Below are 15,574 nucleotides of genomic sequence, written 5' to 3'. Positions count from 1 at the left end.
GCCTCGGGAGCGACGCTCGTTCCTTGCTAGGACGCCCGAGCCTGCTTGCCGGCGTTGCGTCGGCGACGGCGCGCCGCGTGTCGTCCTCGGCCCCTCTCTGCCGAAATGTGTCGCGAGATCGCCGGGGCAAGCTCCGGCTCCGAGGGAGGGTGTTGGGCGGCAATCGGCGCTTGGTCCGGACGAGCTTCCATGAGATCAAGCACGGCCCGGCCCTTGTCCGTGATGCGCCACCCGCCATTTATCCGGTCGATCAGCCCTTGCGAAAAAATGTCCAGCCCCGGCACCCGTCCGGCGAGCCGCCGGGTGCGCTCCGTCCAGTCGCGACCGCTGGTCGCCAGAATGGCCATATCCCGCTTGAGATCCTCCATGGCGGCGAACCCATCCGGATAGCTCACCAGGATCTTGAGGACCGTCACGTGGAAATTCACCCCCGCCCCCACATGACCATCGTCACATCGTCTGGATTTCTGAGAGAGCACTGCGGGCCGCTTGTTTCAGGCGATCCGCAGAGATGTCACCCCTGCTTGCGGTCTCCAGAAGCTTCGAGGCTACGCGGGTCCTGGCGCCGATCTCACAGCGTGGAACACTTTCACACACCTCGTCGAGAACGGTGCGCAACAACGCCTTGGTCGCGGTATCGATCATGGAAAGCCCCGGCGGAAAGGTTCACGGTAGGGCAATCGCTCCGGCCAGGGATTCAACATTGTTAATGATCTGAAAATTTCGCTGCCTGGCCACCCGTCGCCTTAGACGATGTCTCGGGGTTGCCGAGCGCGCGACCTTCCCGGCTCCTGCCCGGCACTGCGCGCGAGATCGTGGAACCTCCGTCGCTGGCCAATCGTAGTCGGAGCCGAGCGGCAAGTCGCACGGACCCGCAACAATACGCGCAGACTTCAGGAGCACAGCGAAAAGTTGGCGGCGGGCATTTGTGATGCCGGCGATCGGTCAGTATCGCTCCCTATTGCGTGGCCAAAGAGCATCAGCGCGCAACAAACTGAAGTTGTATCTCCTATCGTCACACTTACGACCATCCCATGACAATTGTGATCCTTTGTACTCCATCGTGACCGCTGCGTTTTATCGTTGCGGATTGGAGGTTGCTTTGGACCCGGATCGACTTCTCTTCGTCCGACCGCGCCGCGATACGTCGCCAGCACGCGCCGCGCGCAGACATCTTTTATCGGGATTGTTAGCAACGATTGCACTTGTCACTGCAGCACCGGTTTCGACACACGCCCAGACAAACTGGACCGGGGCATTCTCCAATGGCTGGTTTAACCCTCTAAACTGGAGCGCCGGTGTTCCGAACACAGCGACCAGCGCAAACATTGACACGGTGATCCCAAATTCGACGGAGGTCAGGGGACCGGGAGCAACAGCACTGAATCTTACGGTCGGTCAAAACGGGACAGGAATACTCGTCATCCGAAACGGCGGAACATTGACCGACATAGGCGGCTTTATTGGTAATTTGCCGGGTTCGCAGGGTACGGTGTCCGTTTCCGACGCCGGCTCCACATGGACGAACATTGGCAATCTCGTGGTCGGCGGTTTGGGCACGGGCGCGCTCACCGTCGAAAGCGGCGGTACCGTGAACAGTTTCGGCGGCGTCTCCGTCGGATTGTCTACCAACTCGTCAGGGACAGTGACGGTTACCGGCCCGGGCTCCAGTTTGAACATCACAGCAGGCGGCGGGTTCAATATCGGCAGTTTTGGCACGGGCACGCTCACGATCACAAGCGGTGGGACGGTCATCAATAACACTGCGTTCACTGCCAACGTTGGCAGCAGCGCAGGCTCGCTGGGTACGGTAAGGGTGGCAGGCGCGGGCTCTCTCTGGAGTAACAGTTCGGGCGTGAACGTCGGCAATTCGGGCACCGGCACGCTCACGCTTGCGGAAGGCGGCGTCGTTACCGCGCCTAGTGTTGTGATCGCGGCAAATGCAGGTGCGACTGGAACGCTCAACATCGGCGCGGGCGCGAGCGCCCCGGCCGCTGCGCCCGGCACGCTCAACACCCCGAGCGTGGCATTTGGCGCCGGCGCCGGCACAATCAACTTCAATCATACGTCCGCCGACTATGTGTTTGCACCGACGATCAGCGGTACCGGCACCGTCAATGTGCTTGCCGGTACCACCAGGCTCACCGCTGCCAACAGCTATTTCGGCGCGACGAACGTCAACGCGGGCACGTTGGAAGCCGGCGCGGTGAATACGTTCAGTCCAAATTCGGCAGTCGCGGTGGCCTCAGCCGGAACGCTCGATCTCAACGGCTTCAATCAGACCGTACTCAGCCTCACCAACCGCGGTCTGGTGAACATGGGAACGAGCACTGCCCCGGGCACGGTCTTGACGACCAACGGCTACATCGGGATTGGCGGAACGATCGCGATGAACACATTTCTTGGCGCTGACGGTTCGCCGTCGGACAGGCTCGTCATCAATGGCGGGAACGCGACCGGCAATTCCTTTTTGCGCATCACCAATATCGGCGGCCCCGGCGCTGAGACAGTGGCAAACGGCATTACAGTGGTGCAGGCAATTAACGGCGGCACTACGGCGCAAGGTGCTTTCGCGCTTGCCGGCGAGGTGCGCGGTGGCGCCTTTGACTATTTTCTCTTCCGTGGTGGCCTCGACCCCAGCAACAGTCCCAACGACTGGTTCCTACGATCGACGTTCACCGTGGGGCCGCCGATCGAGCCGCCGATCGAGCCACCGCCAATCCTGCCGCCCGAGCCGCCGGTGACAGGGCCGCTGCCGCCGGGCGTCTATCCAATTATTGGGCCGGAGATCGCGACCTATGGCGTGGTCCAGCCGATCGCCCGGCAATTGGGGATGACGACGCTTGGCACCTTGCATGAACGCAACGGCGATACATCGCCGACCGCAAACACGGACACGCCGTGCCCAACCGGTGATAACACGTGGGACAGGATGCCGCGCAAGGCACCGGTGAAGGCGTCGACCGATTGCCTGAACGCCAGCTGGGGACCTTCGGTCTGGGGCCGGTTCCTCGGCCAGCAGATCGACAACCACTACAAGGCGTTCGCTGATCCGCGCACCTCCGGACAGGTGCTGGGTTTTCAGAGCGGAATGGATCTCTGGCGTAGCGAATGGATACCGGGCCATCGCGATGCCGGAGGCATTTATGTCGGATATGCCAACGCCAATGTCGATGTGAGCGGCCTCGTCACTAACGAAGCAGCGACCGGCTACGTGCTCCGTCACACCGGCGGTCTCAATCTCAATGCATGGTCGGGCGGCGCTTACTGGACGCATTACGGCCCGAATGACTGGTACCTCGACGCAGTGGCGCAGGCGACGCGCTACGAAGGCGCGGCCTCCACGCAATTCGCCAGCCTTTCAACCACCGGTTTCGGCTTCCTCTCGTCGCTGGAGACGGGCTATCCGATCCGGCTGCCGATGTTCGGACCGGGCTTCGTGCTGGAGCCGCAGGCGCAGATCGTCTGGCAACATGTCTCATTCGACGACGCCAATGACGGTCTGGGTGCGGTTGCACTGGGTACAACGTCGGGCACCAGCGGGCGGATCGGGCTACGCGGCCGATGGACCATCGTCAGTGACAGCGGCCAGGTGTGGCAACCTTATGTGCGCGCCAACCTGTGGCGCGATTGGGCGGCGCAGGCGACGACGACGTTTTCCGGTGTCGATCTAGTGCCCTTGCTTGAGCAGGCCACGCGCCTGCAACTGGGAGGTGGGGTGAGTGTGAGGATGAACGCCAACGTCAGCTTCTACGCCAATGCCGACTACCAGTTCGCTGTCAGCGATACCGACGGAGGCAGGCGCGACGGCGTCCGCGGAGCGGCTGGTATACGATATGCGTGGTGAACTCGACGGCATCCGGAGAAAAGAATAGCTAAGAGCAATAAAGTGATCTTGCAAATCCCATTCCCGCCTCCGTCCCGTTCACCTTCTCCCGGCCACCACTTCGACGACGGAAATCTTCTGGCTGAAAGATAACGGATGGGACTGCACGCTGAATTGGTGCCAGTTGTCTGAGGCGTTGGGCGGCTTGCCTGTTTGTCGCGGCCCGGCGATCTGGCGGAGGAGCTGCAGGGGGCGCGTGAACCACAACTTCGCGACACGGCGAGCGCGTCGTGACCGAGGTCCGCCAAGTCGACGATAATCCGTTGCATGAGCCGGCTGGAAGAACATCGCGACGGCCGCGTCATAGTCAATGGCGGTGAGCTGGATCACTCGACACGCGAGCTGATGGATGCGCAGCGGTTGACCTACCCAAAGCACAATCCGAGTCATTCTTGGCGACGTGCGCCGAGCGTGTCCATCGGGAGCACACCATCCGCACCATTGGCGGGAATTCCTCCATTGCCCCAGTCTATACCCACCACCCAATCAGGCGCTTCACTGAGGGCGTTTAGACGAGTAAGATGTGTCTCGCGGTGCCCGGAGGCGGCATGAGCCAGCGCAAGTTGAAGAGTCTTGTCGGCGGTGCGGCAGCATCAGGGCCGCGCATTGCGCGAGCGGGCGAGCGATTGGCAAGGGCGGCTGGAGAGCCCCCTCATGAGGATGATCAGGAGTTCCCCTTGATCATCGCGAACATGCCCGCAACCGCCCGCCAAAAGGCCTGGGCGGTGGGTGTCGCCGTCTTTCTCATCGTCCTGGCGGCAGTGATCGCACCGTTCGCCAGAATCCAGTTGGGCCAGATCAATGGCTTCGTTCCGGTTTTGCAGACCGCCCTGGCCCTTGCCGAGTTCATCACGGCGGCCCTGCTGTTTGCTCAATTTTCGATCCAACCTCAGCAGGCACTTCTCGCGCTCGCAAGTGGATACGTTTTCAGCGGATCGTTCGCATTTTTGCAAACGCTCGCGTTTCCGAACGGGTATGCTTCCGCGGGTGTCATTGGGGATGGACTGAACAGCCCCGCTTGGCTTTACGTGCTTTGGCACACAACCTTCCCTGCGGCGATCCTTGGCTACGGGTTCACGAAGGATCAGTCGACCGCCGGCAGACCAAGCAGACCTGCAATAGCGGCGATCGCAACAGCTATCGGCTGCATCGCCACCGTGGCAGGACTGACGTGGATGGTTACCGCGAAAGCCGAATTTCTCCCCAGCTTCTACGTGAACGATGTCAGGCATCAGACCCCCCTCGGCAATCAGGTCAACCTGATACTCTTGCTATGGAATATGACTGCTCTCACCGTCTTGTTTGTGCGGATGCGCACCATTCTTGACCTCTGGCTAATGGTGACTTTGCTCGCCTACTTGCCCAATTTCCTGGTGGCGATCATCGGCAGCTCGGTTCGATTCACCATTGGTTGGTATGCAGCACGCGGCTTTGTTCTAGTCGGTAGCTGCATGTTGCTGACCGTATTACTCGTTGAAACGATTTATATCTATTCGCGTCTCGCCAGCGTCACTGCCCTGCAGCGACGCGAAAGAGCGAACCGGCTTCTCAGTATCGACGCGGTCACTGGCGCGCTCGCCCATGAGCTGAGATCGCCCTTGGGGGCCATCTCGCTCAATGCAGCGACAGGGCTCAGTCACCTGCGAGCTACCTCCCCTGAACTGGAGGACCTCGAGAACATCCTCTGCGACATCGAAGCCGACGGCAACCGCGCCGCCGACATCATATCGAGCATTCGCGAGATGACGATCAAAACGGCGCACGGCGGCGCTTCGACGAACGTCGAGGATGTCGCAGAGCTTGCGCTGAGACTGTTGAAGCACGATCTCCAGGCCAACGGGATATCCGTAGCTACGGAGTTTCAGAGCAACATTCCTCCAGCCGCCCTGGACGGCACTGAGCTTCAGCAGATTGTCTTGAACCTCTGCAAGAATGCAATCGACGCAATGAGCTCGGTCCCCGCCAATCAACGAGAGCTCCGTATCAAAACCAGACTTGATGATGGCACAACGGTCTATTTGTCCGTTGAAGATTCCGGCACCGGCGTCTCACCAGGCGATCAAGAGCGCATCTTCGACCCGTTCTTCACGACGAAACAAGGGGGTATGGGATTGGGGCTCGCCATCTCCTCCAACCTGGCTGCAAGGTGCGGAGGAAAGCTGAGGTTAGTCAAATCGGCCGTCAAGGGCTCCGTTTTCGAACTGGAAATGCCCATCTCCGCTCCCGCTTCGGCGCAATGACGATACGGGACGGTCGCGACCGTTCCGCATTTCGCTCGCGCTCACTTCAGAGAGATCATGATCGTGCTGAGGTTGGCGGCAAACTCCAGCCCAGCTTTTGGTCCCTGCAGCACCATCGTGACGCCTTTGTCGTTGCGCAGCTGGACGCCATTGATGCCGCCGGCTAGGGCAGCCCCGCCCCCAACCGAGCTGTACGTGCCGGCAAAGTCGCTGATCTCACGAATGCCCGAAGCCCAGCCCTCGAGCCGACCGAAGCTGGCGCCGACGGTAACTCCCAGGCTCAAGCCGCTGACGTGGAACGGGTAGTTGCGGCCGCGAAAGGTGAGCACGCCTTTCCCGGCGCCGCCGCCCACCAGTAGCCCGGCCTTCATGATCTTGACCCGAACCTGACCCGAGGCCTGCGCAAAGATGGGCGTCGTGGGGACAATCAATGCGATGAGCATGAGGGCGGAAAGGCGCCCACGTAGCCGACGCAGTATCTCCGTCAGTCGCTCAGGGTTTTGCACCATCGACCTTCTTCCAGGTCTGGTCCGGGTCGAATGCGGTGATACGGGAAGCGAGGACTTTGGTTCGAGGCCCAAGATCCTTCTGGTAGACAACGCCCGCGTGGTTGACCAGGAAGGTCATGACGCCCGACTTGCCGTACTCGGCAGGCCAGGCGATGAGCGCGAAACCTCCGATCATCTTGCCGTTGACGACATAGTTCAGCGCGCCGCCTGGCGTGTTCGCCCCCTGCCCTTTCAGGATGCGGAAATAGTAGCCGTGGTAGGGCGCCGGGCCCTCCTCAGTCTTGTAGCCTTCGGACGAAGCCTGGGCAGCCAGTGCACCGAGCGGGCTCGGGTCGCTGTCGTCGCGCCAGAACAACCCGTCCTTCTTGCCCGCGCTGCTGACGATGCGCTGCGCGTACACGCCAATACCCTCACCGCGATCCTTGTCGGCGTACTCGTTCTCGGCATCGACAAAGGCGAGACTGGTCTGGATCGCGTCGAGCTCATTGCGGCCGATGCGGCGATACAGCACTTCGATGCGGCCTTCAGTGGCATCGAATTCCCAGCCGGTCTTGGTGTTGACGAGCGGAATCGGGAACGGGAAGTCGTCCGGACCCAACATCAGCATCGCCTTCTTGTTACCCTCTGTCTTTACCGAATGCTTAGCATCATACATCGAGATGAAGCGTTTCCGGATGTCGACGTCGGCAACCTCATCACCGGACGAGACGATGTCCTCGGCAGCGCTGCCGAGCACTTTCAGGATGGCCCGGTCCGGCCCGCTTTTGACGGCGGCAGCGAGCGCCGCTGCCGCATCCTCCGGTGTCGGATAGGACTGCTGCGCCAGGGACGGCGAATTCAGGAGCGCCAGCGCCATGATGGCCGGCAACGCCGCACGATGAAGCGACTTCAAACCCATCATGGCGTCACCCCTGCAGGAATCCGCGCGCCGCTCTCGAGCCAATCACGATAGGTACGGAATTTCAGACCGAGCTTTTCGTAATAGACCCGGAGATAGCCGTCGGCTCCGCGGGTGACGGCTACCGGATTCACATCCTCGACTTCCTGCGCAATGACGCCGACATAGGCCTTGTCGCTCCCGATATAGCTGAAGCGGTAATAACCAAGGCCGCTTGCGAGATGGCCGAGCAAAACGACATCGTGCTTCAGCGCGATATCGGAACGCCGTCCGCCGCCACCACCACCACCCCGGCCTCCGCCACCTCCACCCTGGAAGCCTCCGCCGCCGCCTCGGCCGGCGAAGCTCGCACCTCCGCCGCCGCCACCGCGCGGTCCCATGCTCGCCATGCTCGCCTGGCCACGGGCCGACGCTGCGGCCGCCGAGCGGCCCGACGATACGTTCAGGGCGCCGCCGCCACCACCGCGGTTCGCGGCCTTGGTGCCGCCGCCCTTGGCACCGCCCGCCTTAGGGCCAGCACTCTTTGCACCGGCATTCTTGGCACCACCGCCCTTCGCCGCGCGATCGCCGCCACCTTTGGCGCGATCGCCTCCGGCCTTGGCGCGATCCCCGGCGCCTTGACGGTCGCCACCTCGGTCGCCAGCGCGATCTCCCGCGCGGTCACCGGCGCGATCTGCGCCACCAGGCCGATCCTGTCCCGGCTTCTGCTGTCCGTCGCGGCCGCGGAAATCCATCCGGTCGGCGGCGCCGGCCTTCAGATTGCTATTGCCGAAGCGCTGCTGAACGTTGGCGTTGTTGTAGCGTACCCCTTGGCGATGCGAGGGATTGTGCTGCCACCCATTTCCGATATTCGTAGTCCGGTGATTGATATAGACGTTGCGGTTGCCCCAGTTGCAGCCGCCGCCCCAATAATTGCCCCAGCGACCGATGGCCCAGGCCGTGCCGAAGGCGAGACCCGCCGCGACGACGCCTGCGCCGATGTAGGACGGGTAGCCGAAGTAATATGGTGGATACTCGGTGTAGGGCCACGCGCCGTAGACTGTCGCAGGCTCGTAATACGGCACATACATCGTGTCGGGAACCGCCGGCTCGATCACGACCACCTGCCTGCTTTCCTCGGTCTTGACGCTCACCTTCTGCTGCTTGGTGGTCACCAGCTTCTTGTTGTCATAAGCCTTGGTCCGCAGCCGCTGGACCGCATCCATCACATCCGGCTGCTGTGCCAGGACGGCGTCGCCCAGCGCCTTGGTCCAGTCGAGCTTGTCGCTCATCATGGCCAGGACCTCAGCAGTCGAGGCCAGCGCCTTGATGCTGTCATCCCACGGCTGCTTCTCGACTTCAGTCTTCAGGGCATCACCCTTCAGAGTCTTGCGCTCCTTCAGCCAGCGATCGGCCTGAACGACTTCCAGGGGATAGGTGGAAGCCGCCAGCACGTTGGCAAGCAACTCGTCGGGATAGAGCGCAATCGGCGCGACCAGAGCTTCGAGTTGCTCCGGTTTCAGAAGCTCTGCGGCTTGCGCGGGGGGATTTGCCTGCTGTGGGCTGGAGGCCGGCGCCTTATCTGCGGTCTGCGCCGCCGCCGCCAGCGGAATCGCGATCACGAGCGCAAGCGCCATCAAGGTCCTGCCGCAGCAAAACATCAGATCCTCCATACACATGTCCGCCGATCATCAGACCCGAGAGCTGGCGTTTGTTGATCGAGATCAACGAAACGCTGCCTCATCCCCCGCCACGCCCGAGCAAGCTAGTCGATCAGCTCAGCCTCCATCAGCAATCGTTCCGGGATCGCCAACCCAAGCGCGTGGACGGCTCTCACGTTGATAACGAGATCAAACCTCGTGGCGAATTGCACCGGAAGACTGCGGACCTCGGCGCCGCGCAGGATGCGAGCGACATAGCCAGCGCCGTCCCGAAACTGTTGCGTCAGGTCGGCGCCATAAGACATCAGCCCGCCATTCACAGCATAGAAGCGGACGGCGAAGATCGCCGGCACGCGGCGCTGGGCCAGCAACGGGATTGCCATGGCGCTCTGAGTACTGAAGAAACCGCCATCCGGCAGCACGACGAGCCCGCTGCCATTCCGCGCCGCCGTCTCGACGACCCCCGCGATCTCGGCGCCGCTGCGGACGGAGGCGCCGGTAACCGTCATGCGCAGGCGACTTTCCACCTGGTGTGCGGCCTGAAGATAAAGGGGCGCATATGGCGCGGTCTCGGGATTGTACAGAAGCATCGCACTGCTCATGCTGGGCACCATGTCCTTCAACAGGCTCAGCCATTTCCCGCTCATAGCATGCTCGTAAAGCGAGAAGCCGGTAAGATTGCTGGTCGGCCTTGCCAGATCGACGACGAGGCCTGTCCCGACCGGATCCGAGAGCCCGACAAAGATGATCGGAATGACCTGCGTTGCAGCCCGCAGCGCCCGAGTCGTCGCCGTGCTGGTCGCAAACAGCACGTCGGGTCCGGTGGCAACAAGTTCGCGAGCTTCACGCTCCTGCCATGTCGGATTGGAGCCCGGCCAGCGCACATCGAGTCGGTAGTTCTGATTGGCGATCCAGCCGAGGTCGGCGAGACCCTGCTGAAAGGCATTGACGCGCATCTGAGCGCCGCCATCGCCCACCAAGTTGCCAGTCAGCACGCCGACCGACGGCATCGGCCGCGGTGCCCCGTCCTGAGCGTGCGCGAAAACCGGACAAGCGGCTGCAGCCCCGACCAAGGCCATGAACTCACGACGCTTCATTGCCCGTCCGCTATCCCCCGAATGTCCCGCACCCTTCGCTTGACGCGATTGCTGAAGGAAACGGGGTTGGCGGCCGGAGGGTTTGATCAAGATCAAGGTAGCTAAGCTTGGGTTCGGTCGTGATTCGGCTTGGTCTGGAGTGACCACCGTCAGGTGCGGTCAACTGGCTGACCGAGCGCTTGCTCATGTCCATTCGCGGACAGCAGGATCCGACGGTCGTGAATCAGGCTCTGAAGACGATGCGCAGCGACATTCAATGTCGTGACATCGAGCGCATTCTCGTCTCCTGCAGCGGCCTTGGCGCGCTGGCCCTGGAGCACCCGGTCGATCTCGACCTCGATATCGGACAGTTCGGCCTCCGCCTCCGTCTTGCGTATCCGCGCGCCCAGCGCATACAGCAAGTCCAGGCCCCGTTCGTCCTTAGAGGGATCACGCACCTGAAGGAATTTCCAAGCCGCCGCCAATATAGAGATGAAGCCGCCGAAAATCATGGGCGCGAGGAAGATCGCGTTTCCCCATTCGTCTAGAAAGCTCTGCTGCGTTCCGTTGTAGAATGCTGCGGCGCCAGGATGAACCGGGAGGAAGGCGTCCGAATCCGTGCTCGGCGCGGTCATTTGCGAGAGGATTGGCAATTCACCCAGCAGATCCCTGCGCGCCTTCATCAGCGCGTCGGCCAGGCTGCCCGCCACCTCTGCGCTGAGCTGCTTTTGCGCGACCACATAGAACGACACCCGCAGCGTGGTGAGATCCTCGCTCGGGACAGGCGGCGAACCGCGCAGCGTGCCCTTCGGGACATCGAAGCTTTCATAGGCGCGCTGCTTTTCCGCGATGGCACCAGCCGCCTCGACGGGAAGGAGGACCGGTGCGGTCTTCGGCGTTTGCAGAAAGAGGCCGCGCAAGAGGGCCAGATACTTTTCCGCAAGGGGAACGACGATCAGAATCGCCCGTACCTCCTTGGCATCGAGTGCCCGCCGCGCGTCTGCTGGTTGGAGATTGCGGAATGTCACGTTGGCGCGTCCAAGGCCGTATTCGTCGCTGAGGACGTCGACGATCTTGCGATTCATCTCGCCGCCGATCACGCCGACGCTGGTGCGCTTCAGACCAGCGATTTCGGTAATGGAGGAGCCCGGCGGCGCAACCAGCAGGACAACGGCGTGAGCGAGAACCACGATGGCCTGCGCCTGCGATAGGTCGCCGACGTCGCCGCGGACGACAGCAAGCTCGACCTTTTCCGCCGCAAACTGCTCGGCAGCATCAACCGCATTGGTCGTTTCCACCAGCCTGAGCCGGACCGGGGCGTTCACCACGGCAAGCCGGCTCGCCAGCGCTGAGACCAGACGAGCGGCCTCACCGTCCAGCGATCCGACCGCGATGGTCAGCGTCGTCGGGCGGGAATACCAGCGGTAGCCGAACAGGCCAGCTCCAACCAAGAGCACGACAGCGCTGGCGACAATAAAGGAACGAAGCCAGGTCGGCATTTTTGCGGAGATCATGTAGCGCTCATAGTGAATATGCTGGGTGGTCGGACTGGCTCATGACGCCAGACCGGCTCAACTGAGGCGCATCGCTGAACCGAAGTGCGATTCAAACCAAAGCGAAGCCGGTCAGTGCCCGCTCAGCACCAGCGTCTTGATCGGCAGCAGCAGCGCCTGAATTCGCAACAGCATGGCGTGCACGAGCCCGACGCCATCGACGACATGCAGAGCGACGGCCCGAGCCGTGCCCGTCTCCTTCGCAGAGATCTCCTCGTGATTGCTGGTATAGGCATTGACGATGCAGCTGCTGCCCGGCGTCACGCCTTCAAGTCCGCCCTTGTACAGCGGCTCCAGGAAGGCGAGGATCGAACCCGGCTTGCGTGCATTCTGAGCTTCAATCAATTCCTGGCCAGCCTGGACCTGGCCGGCGGCGATGTAATCCTGCACATCGGTGACAATGAGCGGAATGATGACCCATGGCTTGGAGATGCAGGTCGCTTCTGCGACCATCCCTACCTTCACCACTCCCGCTTCAATCTGTCCAAACCCGGCCTGCAGCCTACCCCTACCGGCATCCGCCGGTATCAACACGCCGGCTGGTCGCATGATCTGGGCAACGAGATCGCCAGTCCGAACGAGGAACTGTTCGACCCGCCCGTCGACGCCGGCGCGAACGAAGGTCTTGTCGAGATCGACCTGCGCTTCAGCCAACGCCGCCTGGCCGCTCGCTTTTTCAGCCGGCAACAGCGTTGAAAGCCGCAACATCGCCGACGTTTTGGACGCTGTGGCCGAGTCCACACCAGCCTGCCGCTGGTTGACCACGACCTGTAGTTTCTCGATATCACGTTGCGGGACAATACCGGGATTGCGGCGCTGCAGCTCCGTCTTGACGTCCAGCTCGTCCTTGGCCTGCTGAAGGCTGGCCTTGGCTTCCTGGATCTGCGCTTCGGCCTTGACCACGTCGTTTTCGGCGCTTGTCATCGCGGCGTCGACCTCGGCGATCTTGCGCGTGGCCGTCTCCAAGGCGGCCTTCTGCTTCGAACTGTCCAACCTGAACAGCACATCGCCTTTCTTCACTGCCTCGCTGTAGCCGACATTGACTTCCGCGACGCGGCCGGAGCCTTCAGGAAGGATGGGGACCGTCCGAAAATAGAGCGCGGCCGAGGTCGTTGACGGGTGAAAGTAGAAGATCATCGTGATCAGCGAAATCGTCAGCATCAGGCAGCCGGTGATGCCCCATCGCAATTCATACCAGATGGAAAAGAAGGTGATCTCCTTGCCGAAACGTTTGCCCTGGGCATAGCGGCGGTAGAGGTAGTCCGGCAGGATGGTCAGGAGGGAGCAGAACATGAGCTCAAACATGGCTGTGTTCCTTTCCCTTGACGATCGGCTTTTCAACCGGCGGCAAGTCAGGGAGTTCGGGCTCGCGACCCTCGCCGGGCGCGGCATCGGCGATCCTCTCGACAGAGCCTGCGATACTCCGCAGCGGCGTGCCGAAATCCGGCAAGTCGATCATCGCGAGCAGAAGGCCGGCCACCCAGAAAATGTGCATATGCGTAAAGAGCGAGATGATGCCCAGCACGGCCACGATCTCGAACTGAAGCTTCTGCGACTTGTGGGCCATTCGTTCCGGCAGGCTGTGCAGCTTCCAATAGAGCGTGCCAACCCAGAGTACGGTGCCGATCAGGAAGATCCCCATCACCACCATCAGCACGTCCGTGCCGCTTCCCGGCGCGAGGTAGAACGGCAGATGATGCGGGGCCATCGGATGAAGTTGCTCGCTCAATGGTCGCCTCCACAGAAGGGATCAGGGCGGTCTGCGCGCCGGCTCGTTACCGTGGCCGCGCAGGTGAGAAAATTGCTTGATATGAATCAAAGGTCCGAACGGCGCGAAACTTAGCTTAGCCCTGACTCCGATCCCACAGCAAGCCAGGAACGCACCAATCATGCCCGGCATCGATGAGCTCATTCCCAACGCACTGCAAATTCGCAAGGAAGCTGCGCTCGAGGAAGCCAGAAAGGCCGAGGAATATGTTCGCCTCGCCGCCGCGGCCGAAGCCGAGAAACGCGCTCTGATCGAACGGCTGAGCAAACCGTCCGGCAAATCCGAGGAAGAGAAAATCAAGCTCGCCTCGACCATCATCCAGCGCGCGGTTCGCAACGGGCTGACCGAAGTGCAGGTCTATCGCTTCCCGAATACGCTGTGCACGGACAAGGGCCGTGCGATCAACCAGATGGAGGCGGGCTGGGAGAAAACGCTGACGGGAATTCCAAAAGAGATATTCGAACTCTGGACCGAATACCTCAAGCCGCGCGGCTATCGCATCGGCTACCAGGTCGTCGACTTTCCTGACGGCGTGCCCGGCGACATCGGGGTCATCATTTCGTGGGGCGACTGATCACGTTTCGGCCGAGTTAAGAGAAGGCGGAGCGGCATGGCAAAGGACGAAGCCTCAGAGCGGATGAAGCGCAAGGACTACGAGAAGGAGCTCGAAAAGCTCCAGATCGAGCTTTGCCATCTCCAGGATTATGTAAAGGAGAACAAGCTTCGGGTCATCGTCCTGTTCGAAGGCCGCGACGCGGCCGGCAAGGGCGGCACGATCAAGGCGATCACCGAAAAGGTCAGCCCGCGCGTATTCCGGGTGGTGGCGCTGCCGGCGCCATCGGATCGCGAAAAGACGCAGCTTTTCTTCCAGCGCTACATGAAGCAGTTTCCGGCCGGCGGCGAGATCGTGATCTTCGACCGGAGCTGGTACAACCGCGCCGGCGTCGAATATGTCATGGGATTCTGCTCGCCCGCCGAGCACGATCGTTTCCTGTCGCTCTGCCCACAAATGGAAAAGTACGCCATCGATGGCGGCATCATCCTGATCAAGATCTGGCTCGAGGTCGGGATGGACGAGCAGGAGCGCCGCTTCAACGCCCGCATCGACGATCCGGTGCGGCAATGGAAGTTGAGCCCGATGGACCTCGAATCCTTCAAACGCTGGTATGATTATTCGCGCGCGCGTGACCTGATGCTCAAGAAGACGAGCACGAAGGACGCGCCTTGGTACATCATTCGCTCCGACGACAAGCGGCGGGCGCGGCTGAACTGTATCGCGCACATCCTGGAGGCTATCCCGCACAAGCGGATCAAGAAGGACAAGGTGAAGCTGCCGAAGCGCTCCGACAAGGGGCGCTACAATGACCAGGCCGGCCTGCGCGGAATGAACTTCGTCGCCGAACGCTATTGACGAGGTGATCGGCCGCACGGCCAGCGCGGTCCGATCGCTGATCGGTCAGATCGATGCTGCCGACGGACTTCGCTGGGCCCGTCAGCAGCGCATTCTTTCAATACGGGTACTGGTTGGGACAGACCCAGTTGCCGTACGTGTCCTGATAGCAACCGTTGTTGTAGTTGTTATTGTAGTATCCGTAGGCGCCCGCGGCGGCCGCACCGACGGCAGCAGCACCGTAAGCCGCGCCTCGGTAGCCATATCGCGGATAGCCGCCGGGATAACCGGCGACGGGGCGGCCGGGACGGCCCGCAACGGGGTAACCTGGACGGCCAGGACGACCGGCGATCGGATGGCTCGGCCGCGGACCTCCTGCGTAATGGCGTCCGCCTCCGCCATGGATCCGCCCCGCATGAACGGCGCCGCCACGATAGCCACCGCCATGAAAACCTCCGGCGCGCATGCCCCCTCCACCTCCGCGATAGCCACCACCGCCACCTCCGCGGCGGGCATAGGCATCATCGGGAATAAGCGTGGCCGTGAGAAGAACGACGGCCGCAACAAGAGCTAAGAGATAACGAAGCATGGCGTGTCCTCCCTCGATATGGGTG

The 15,574-nt window shown here is 61.9% G+C and carries 15 protein-coding genes; 4 read left to right on the top strand and 11 right to left on the bottom strand.

Annotation, left to right across the window (positions count from 1 at the left end):
• Positions 1-26: 26 nt before the first annotated feature.
• Both AC0L3S_RS16830 and AC0L3S_RS16825 read right to left on the bottom strand, forming a co-directional pair.
• Positions 27-428 (bottom strand): hypothetical protein, encoded by a 402-nt coding sequence (locus tag AC0L3S_RS16830; protein ID WP_473279958.1) that lies wholly within the window; start codon positions 426-428, stop codon positions 27-29.
• 22 nt (positions 429-450) lie between these two features.
• On the bottom strand, positions 451-645 hold the full coding sequence (locus tag AC0L3S_RS16825) for a hypothetical protein (protein ID WP_473279956.1): 195 nt from the start codon (positions 643-645) through the stop codon (positions 451-453).
• 796 nt (positions 646-1,441) lie between these two features.
• On the opposite strand from AC0L3S_RS16825, the gene AC0L3S_RS16820 reads away from it, so the two are divergent.
• Positions 1,442-3,847: an autotransporter family protein gene (locus AC0L3S_RS16820; protein WP_473279954.1), complete on the top strand. Its 2,406-nt coding sequence runs from the start codon at positions 1,442-1,444 to the stop codon at positions 3,845-3,847.
• 78 nt (positions 3,848-3,925) lie between these two features.
• Here AC0L3S_RS16820 and AC0L3S_RS16815 read toward each other — a convergent pair whose 3' ends face one another.
• Complete coding sequence (locus AC0L3S_RS16815) at positions 3,926-4,216, bottom strand: hypothetical protein (RefSeq protein WP_473279952.1); 291 nt, start codon at positions 4,214-4,216, stop codon at positions 3,926-3,928.
• A gap of 218 nt (positions 4,217-4,434) precedes the next feature.
• On the opposite strand from AC0L3S_RS16815, the gene AC0L3S_RS16810 reads away from it, so the two are divergent.
• Positions 4,435-6,126 carry an MASE4 domain-containing protein gene (locus AC0L3S_RS16810; RefSeq protein ID WP_473279950.1) on the top strand — a complete coding sequence of 564 codons (1,692 nt, stop codon included), beginning with the start codon at positions 4,435-4,437 and terminating at the stop codon, positions 6,124-6,126.
• A gap of 41 nt (positions 6,127-6,167) precedes the next feature.
• On the opposite strand, the gene AC0L3S_RS16805 is transcribed toward AC0L3S_RS16810, so the two are convergent.
• The 7 genes from AC0L3S_RS16805 to AC0L3S_RS16775 all read right to left on the bottom strand — a co-directional run bounded on the left by AC0L3S_RS16805 (position 6,168) and on the right by AC0L3S_RS16775 (position 13,510).
• Positions 6,168-6,569: a hypothetical protein gene (locus AC0L3S_RS16805; RefSeq protein ID WP_473260271.1), complete on the bottom strand. Its 402-nt coding sequence runs from the start codon at positions 6,567-6,569 to the stop codon at positions 6,168-6,170.
• 49 nt (positions 6,570-6,618) lie between these two features.
• The gene (locus AC0L3S_RS16800) at positions 6,619-7,536 is read right to left on the bottom strand and encodes a DUF2950 domain-containing protein (protein WP_473279948.1); all 918 of its coding nucleotides are present in this window, start codon (positions 7,534-7,536) and stop codon (positions 6,619-6,621) included.
• Positions 7,533-9,173, bottom strand: a complete 1,641-nt coding sequence (locus tag AC0L3S_RS16795; protein ID WP_473280063.1) for a DUF3300 domain-containing protein — start codon at positions 9,171-9,173, stop codon at positions 7,533-7,535. The genes AC0L3S_RS16800 and AC0L3S_RS16795 overlap by 4 nt, the downstream gene beginning before the upstream one ends.
• A 104-nt stretch (positions 9,174-9,277) precedes the next feature.
• On the bottom strand, positions 9,278-10,183 hold the full coding sequence (locus tag AC0L3S_RS16790; RefSeq protein ID WP_473279946.1) for an ABC transporter substrate-binding protein: 906 nt from the start codon (positions 10,181-10,183) through the stop codon (positions 9,278-9,280).
• 236 nt (positions 10,184-10,419) lie between these two features.
• The gene (locus tag AC0L3S_RS16785) at positions 10,420-11,763 is read right to left on the bottom strand and encodes a TAXI family TRAP transporter solute-binding subunit (RefSeq protein ID WP_473279944.1); all 1,344 of its coding nucleotides are present in this window, start codon (positions 11,761-11,763) and stop codon (positions 10,420-10,422) included.
• A gap of 111 nt (positions 11,764-11,874) precedes the next feature.
• Positions 11,875-13,107 carry an HlyD family secretion protein gene (locus AC0L3S_RS16780; RefSeq protein WP_027517207.1) on the bottom strand — a complete coding sequence of 411 codons (1,233 nt, stop codon included), beginning with the start codon at positions 13,105-13,107 and terminating at the stop codon, positions 11,875-11,877.
• Entirely contained in the window at positions 13,100-13,510 is a 411-nt protein-coding gene (locus tag AC0L3S_RS16775) for a hypothetical protein (RefSeq protein ID WP_473280061.1), read from the bottom strand. Before AC0L3S_RS16775 ends, AC0L3S_RS16780 begins: the two co-directional genes overlap by 8 nt.
• Before the next feature lie 181 nt (positions 13,511-13,691).
• Here AC0L3S_RS16775 and AC0L3S_RS16770 point away from each other — a divergent pair, with 181 nt between their 5' ends.
• Together AC0L3S_RS16770 and ppk2 are read left to right on the top strand one after the other, a co-directional pair.
• Positions 13,692-14,144, top strand: coding sequence for a hypothetical protein (locus AC0L3S_RS16770; protein ID WP_085351234.1), 453 nt, complete (start codon positions 13,692-13,694; stop codon positions 14,142-14,144).
• A 36-nt stretch (positions 14,145-14,180) separates the two neighbouring features.
• Positions 14,181-14,981 carry a polyphosphate kinase 2 gene (ppk2, locus tag AC0L3S_RS16765; protein ID WP_473279942.1) on the top strand — a complete coding sequence of 267 codons (801 nt, stop codon included), beginning with the start codon at positions 14,181-14,183 and terminating at the stop codon, positions 14,979-14,981.
• Positions 14,982-15,078: 97 nt separating this feature from the next.
• Here ppk2 and AC0L3S_RS16760 read toward each other — a convergent pair whose 3' ends face one another.
• Entirely contained in the window at positions 15,079-15,549 is a 471-nt protein-coding gene (locus AC0L3S_RS16760; RefSeq protein ID WP_473260283.1) for a hypothetical protein, read from the bottom strand.
• Between the last annotated feature and the right edge of the window lie 25 nt (positions 15,550-15,574).

This window comes from Bradyrhizobium sp. Ken01, assembly GCF_055807355.1.
The sequence above is the reverse complement of the archived record's forward strand: the minus strand, read 5'-3'. Positions and strand labels throughout refer to the sequence as shown.

What these genes read in the sequence shown, in the direction of transcription:
- AC0L3S_RS16805 (WP_473260271.1), bottom strand. Translation starts at nt 6,569, where the DNA reads ATGCTCATCGCATTGATTGTCCCCACGACGCCCATCTTTGCGCAGGCC.
- AC0L3S_RS16800 (WP_473279948.1), bottom strand. Translation starts at nt 7,536, where the DNA reads ATGATGGGTTTGAAGTCGCTTCATCGTGCGGCGTTGCCGGCCATCATG.
- AC0L3S_RS16795 (WP_473280063.1), bottom strand. Translation starts at nt 9,173, where the DNA reads ATGTTTTGCTGCGGCAGGACCTTGATGGCGCTTGCGCTCGTGATCGCG.
- AC0L3S_RS16810 (WP_473279950.1), top strand. Translation starts at nt 4,435, where the DNA reads ATGAGCCAGCGCAAGTTGAAGAGTCTTGTCGGCGGTGCGGCAGCATCA.
- AC0L3S_RS16775 (WP_473280061.1), bottom strand. Translation starts at nt 13,510, where the DNA reads ATGGCCCCGCATCATCTGCCGTTCTACCTCGCGCCGGGAAGCGGCACG.
- AC0L3S_RS16785 (WP_473279944.1), bottom strand. Translation starts at nt 11,763, where the DNA reads ATGATCTCCGCAAAAATGCCGACCTGGCTTCGTTCCTTTATTGTCGCC.
- AC0L3S_RS16780 (WP_027517207.1), bottom strand. Translation starts at nt 13,107, where the DNA reads ATGTTTGAGCTCATGTTCTGCTCCCTCCTGACCATCCTGCCGGACTAC.
- AC0L3S_RS16790 (WP_473279946.1), bottom strand. Translation starts at nt 10,183, where the DNA reads ATGCCGTCGGTCGGCGTGCTGACTGGCAACTTGGTGGGCGATGGCGGC.
- ppk2 (WP_473279942.1), top strand. Translation starts at nt 14,181, where the DNA reads ATGGCAAAGGACGAAGCCTCAGAGCGGATGAAGCGCAAGGACTACGAG.
- AC0L3S_RS16760 (WP_473260283.1), bottom strand. Translation starts at nt 15,549, where the DNA reads ATGCTTCGTTATCTCTTAGCTCTTGTTGCGGCCGTCGTTCTTCTCACG.
- AC0L3S_RS16825 (WP_473279956.1), bottom strand. Translation starts at nt 645, where the DNA reads ATGATCGATACCGCGACCAAGGCGTTGTTGCGCACCGTTCTCGACGAG.
- AC0L3S_RS16770 (WP_085351234.1), top strand. Translation starts at nt 13,692, where the DNA reads ATGCCCGGCATCGATGAGCTCATTCCCAACGCACTGCAAATTCGCAAG.